Source organism: Streptomyces purpurogeneiscleroticus (assembly GCF_020024005.1).
GTDB lineage: Bacteria > Actinomycetota > Actinomycetes > Streptomycetales > Streptomycetaceae > Streptomyces > Streptomyces purpurogeneiscleroticus.
In genome coordinates this window covers 1-4,570 of the sequence record NZ_NHSG01000365.1, presented here as the reverse complement: position 1 = coordinate 4,570, position 4,570 = coordinate 1, and the positions used below count along the sequence as shown (strand labels likewise).

Genomic DNA, 4,570 nt, shown 5'->3' with positions numbered 1-4,570 from the left:
CGGGGCTTGGGGCGGAGGAGGGTCTGGAGGCCGGAGAAGGCGCCGACGCCGATGTCGCCGCCTACGTAATTGGCGTTGCGTGCGGCCAGTTCGGGCGGGCCCGCGGTCGCGCGGGCCAGTACGAGGTCGCGGAAGCCGGGGGCGAAGCGTTCCAGCTGGCGCTCGATGGCTTCGGTGAGGTCGCCTGTCCAGTCGTTGGGCGCGTGGCCGTACACCCAGAAGGTGTGCTTGCCCTCGGGGGCGCGGCTGGAGTCGATCAGGCTGGGCTGGGAGGTGATGAGGAACGGGCGCTCGGGGGCGCGGCCCTCATGGACGTCGCGCAGCGCGCGGCCGATGTCGCCCTCGGTGGGACCGACATGGACCGTACCGGCGCGGCGGGCCTCCTCGGAGGTCCACGGGACGGGCCCGGACAGCGCGTAATCGATCTTGAAGGCGGAGGGGCCGTAGCGGTACGAGTCGAAGACGTTGCCGAGCCCCGCGATGCGGGCCAGCGCGGTCGGCGAGGTGTCGAAGATGTACGCGCGGGCGGGCGGCAGGTCGTCCAGCCGCTTGACTTCGTAGTCCGTGTGGATCACGCCGCCCTGGTCACGGAGGTACCCGGCGAGCGCGTCCGGGATGGCCTGCGAGCCGCCGCGGGCGATGGGCCAGCCGTACGCGTGCGCCGCCAGCATGAAGGTCAGGGCGATGGCGCCGGTCGCGATGCCGGTGAGCGGGTGGATGACGTGCGCCGCGCAGCCGGCGAAGACGGCGCGCGCCTTCTCGTCGTGGAAGCGGCGGTTCAGCACGGCCACGGGCGGGATGCCGGCCAGGCCGAAGCGGGCGAGGGTCACCGGGTCGCGCGGAAAGCCCTCGAAGACGCCGCGCATCATGTCGCGCGCGAGCGTGTCCCACTTGCCGCGGAAGGGGTCGACCAGGCGGCGGTACGGTCCGGCGTCGCGGACGCCGAAGGACCGTGCGGTCTCGCCCACGGAGCGGGAGAGCACGGCGGCGCTGCCGTCCGGGAAGGGGTGCGCCATGGGCAGTTCGGGGTGGATCCACTCCAGGCCGTACCGCTCCAGGGGGAGGTCGCGGAAGGCGGGCGAGCCGATCCCGGTGGGGTGCACGGCCGAGCAGGGGTCGTGCCGGAAGCCGGGGAGCGTCAGTTCCTCCGTGCGCGCGCCGCCGCCGATCGTGTCGCGGGCTTCGAAGACCTCGACGGACATGCCCCGGCGGGCCAGTTCGACCGCTGCCGTCAGGCCGTTCGGTCCGGCTCCGATCACCACGGCATCGAGCATCGTCGGCACCTGCGCCACTCCCCTCGTATCGATCCTCCGCGTCGAGGATCAGTCGGCGGCCGAGCGGGTGTCACCTGCCACTGAGCCCGTGTCACCTGCCAGCACGTCGAGGATACGCCGGGCGGTGGCCGCGTCCCGCGCCGCGGTGAACGGCAGCATGTTGCCCCCGGCTATCCGGAACGGCACGCCGGCGAGGGTCATGCTCACGCCGCCCGCCTCTTGGACGAGCAGCAGGCCCGCCGCGTGGTCCCACGCGTTCTCCCACGTGAACGCCGTGGCCTCCAGCGTGCCGCGGGCGACCGCCAGATACTCCAGGCCCGCCGAGCCGCAGGGGCGGGGCGCGATGCCCTCGCAGGCCAGGCCGGACAGCGCGCGCTTCTCGGCGACGGTGGTGAAGTCGTGGTGCGACATGGCGACTTCGAGGGTCTTGCCGTCGTGCGGCGCGCCGGAGCGGAGCCGGCGGCCGTTCAGCAGGGCGCCGCCGCCGCGCACCGCGACGGCCATCTCCTCCAGCGCCGGGGCGTACGTCCAGGAGGCCAGCAGCTCGCCGCGGTGGGCGAGCGCGACCAGGGTCGCGAAACCGGGGTCGCCGTGCACGAACTGCCGCGTGCCGTCGACCGGGTCCACGATCCACACGGGCGCGTCGCCCTCCAGCGCGTCCAGCACCGCGGGGTCGGCGTGCACCGCTTCCTCGCCCACCACGGCCGAGCCGGGCAGCAGGGCGGTGAGGGCGGTCGTGAGGAACTCCTCGGCGCGCTGGTCGGCGATGGTGACCAGGTCGTGCGGGCCGTTCTTCTCCACCACCTCGTGGGCGGCGAGCTGCCGGAAGCGCGGCAGGATCTCGGCCGCCGCGGCTTCGCGGACGGCCTTCTCCACGGCGTCCAGGTCGACGGCCGCGAGCACCGTCTCCGCCGTCGCAGCCGGGCCCGTCATGTCCGCCCTGTCCGTCCTGTCGTCGTTGTTTGCAGGAATCGCAGGAATTGCTTCGATCATGTCTCCATGGAAGCACGGACCACTGACACGGCACCTGGCGTCCAGATGAACCCCAGGTGCACGCGGTCGACGGTGAGGTGCACACGGTCGACGGTGAGGTGTGTACGTGACCGTCGGTGATCAGTCGTGCCGGGGTGGGTCAGCGGCCCACGGCGTATCCCTGCATTCCCCGCGGGTTCGCGGCGGCGGAGAGCACGCCCGTCTCCGGGTCGCGCGCGACCGCGCACAGGCGGCCCTCGGACCAAGCGTCACCGACGGTCACGTCGTGGCCGCGCTCCCGCAGCTCAGCGACGATCTCCGCACCGATACGGGACTCCACGGTCAAGCTCCCCGGGCGCATGGCGCGCGGGAAGAAGGAGCCGGGGAAGGAGTCGGTGTGCCAGTTGGGCGCGTCGATCGCGCCCTGGAGGTCGAGCCCGCCGCGTACGGGCTCGCGCAGGGCCACGGCCAGGAAGAAGTGCAGCTGCCACTGGTCCTGCTGGTCGCCGCCCGGGGTACCGAAGGCCATCACCGGTACCCCGTCGCGCAGCGCCAGGGACGGGGTGAGGGTCGTGCGCGGGCGGCGGCCCGGGGTGAGGGAATTGGGCAGCCCCTCCTCCAGCCAGGCCATCTGCAGCCGCGTGCCGAGCGGGAAGCCGAGGCCCGGGATCACCGGGTTGGACTGGAGCCAGCCCCCGGAGGGCGTGGCCGAGACCATGTTGCCCCAGCGGTCGACGACGTCGATGTGGCAGGTGTCTCCGCGGGTGGCTCCGCTGCGGTCGACTTCGGGGGCGACGGCGGCCTTGCCCGCGCCCCCGGTGCCGGTGCCGGTGCGCGTACCGGTGCCGGTGCCGGTCGCGACGGTCGGCTCGCCCGCGCCGCCTCCGGAGACGCCGAGCGCATCGAAGCCCGGCTCTCCGGCGGCCACGGCGGCGGCGTGCTTACTGAGGCGCGGGGCTCGGCCCTCGGGGCGGCCGGGGCGCAGCTCGTACGAGGCGGTGCCGGTGATCAGCGCCCTGCGCTCGGCGTTGTACCCGGGGGACAGCAGGGCCGCCACGGGTACGGCATCGGCGCCCTCCGCGTCGCCGTACCACGCCTCGCGGTCGGCCATCGCGAGCTTGGTGCCCTCGATGAGGGTGTGGACGTACTCGGCGCTCCCGTGGGCGGGCAGCTCCTCGGGGAGCAGCGCGAGCTGCTGGAGGAGTGCCGGGCCCTGGGACCAGGCGCCCGCCTTGGCGACGGTCCAGCCGTTCCAGTCGTACGTGACCGGCTCCTCGTACGTGGCCCGGAAGGCGGCGAGATCGTCGCCCGTGAGCGTGCCGGCGTGCCGCTCGCCGGAGGTGTCCATGGCGGGGCGCGCGGCGAAGGCGGCCATCGCCTCGCCGATGAAGCCCTCGCGCCAGATGCGGCGGGCCGCGTCGATCTGCGTCTCGCGGCCGGGGCCCGCGGCCTCGGCCTCGCGGACCAGCCGCTCCCAGGTGTCGGCGAGCGGCTGGTTGCGGAGGAGTCCGCCGGGGGGCACGGAGCGGCCGCCGGGGAGGTAGATCTCGGCCGAGGTCGGCCACTCGTTCTCGAAGAGCTCGCGGACGGTCTCCACGGTTTCGCCGACGCGTTCGACGGCCGGGTGGCCGTTGCGTGCGTACCCGATGGCGTACGAGAGGACCTCGGCGAGCGTCTTCGTACCGTGGTCCCGGAGCAGCAGCAGCCAGGCGTCGAATGCGCCCGGTACGGCGGCGGCGAGCGGGCCCGTGCCGGGGACGAGGTCCAGGCCGAGCGAGGTGTAGTGCGCGACGGTCGCGCCGGCCGGTGCGGGGCCCTGGCCGCACAGCACCTGTACGGGGCCGTCGGCCGGGGCCAGGATGATCGGGACCTCGCCGGCCGGGCCGTTCAGGTGCGGCTCGACGACGTGCAGCACGAAGCCGGCGGTGACCGCGGCGTCGTAGGCGTTGCCGCCGCCCTCCAGGACCGCCATGGCGGACTGGGAGGCCAGCCAGTGGGTGGACGATGCCATTCCGAATGTGCCGGTGAGGGTGGGGCGGGTGGTAAACACTGCGTGGCTCCTGAGAGTCGGTCGGTGCGGGTGCGTCGTGGCGCGCCGGGATCGCCCTTCGGGCTCGTCCTCAATCGCCGGACGGGCTTGAAGTTGCTGAGCTTCGTCCCTACGCGGAGGGGCTTGATTTGGCCAGGTGGCACGCCACTCTGCGGGACGTGGCGGGCGGCTCCCCCAGCTCCCGCAGCTCCGGTACATCCGTGCGGCAGCGGTCCACCGCCACCGGGCAGCGGGTGTGGAAGTGGCAGCCCGGGGGCGGAGACAGGGGGCTCGG

General features: G+C 73.8%; 3 protein-coding genes. All 3 read right to left on the bottom strand.

The window, feature by feature from the left end; genetic code table 11:
- Positions 1-1,274 (bottom strand): phytoene desaturase family protein (locus CCS38_RS25755; RefSeq protein ID WP_223735701.1); only part of this gene is annotated, 1,274 nt, incomplete at its 3' end.
- 48 nt (positions 1,275-1,322) lie between these two features.
- On the bottom strand, positions 1,323-2,207 hold the full coding sequence (locus CCS38_RS25750; protein ID WP_223735700.1) for an inositol monophosphatase family protein: 885 nt from the start codon (positions 2,205-2,207) through the stop codon (positions 1,323-1,325).
- A 199-nt stretch (positions 2,208-2,406) separates the two neighbouring features.
- Complete coding sequence (locus tag CCS38_RS25745) at positions 2,407-4,296, bottom strand: gamma-glutamyltransferase family protein (RefSeq protein ID WP_223735699.1); 1,890 nt, start codon at positions 4,294-4,296, stop codon at positions 2,407-2,409.
- Between the last annotated feature and the right edge of the window lie 274 nt (positions 4,297-4,570).

Bases quoted from the DNA above. Each gene is read 5' to 3' on its own strand.
- CCS38_RS25750 (WP_223735700.1), bottom strand. From the start codon at position 2,207: ATGACGGGCCCGGCTGCGACGGCGGAGACGGTGCTCGCGGCCGTCGAC.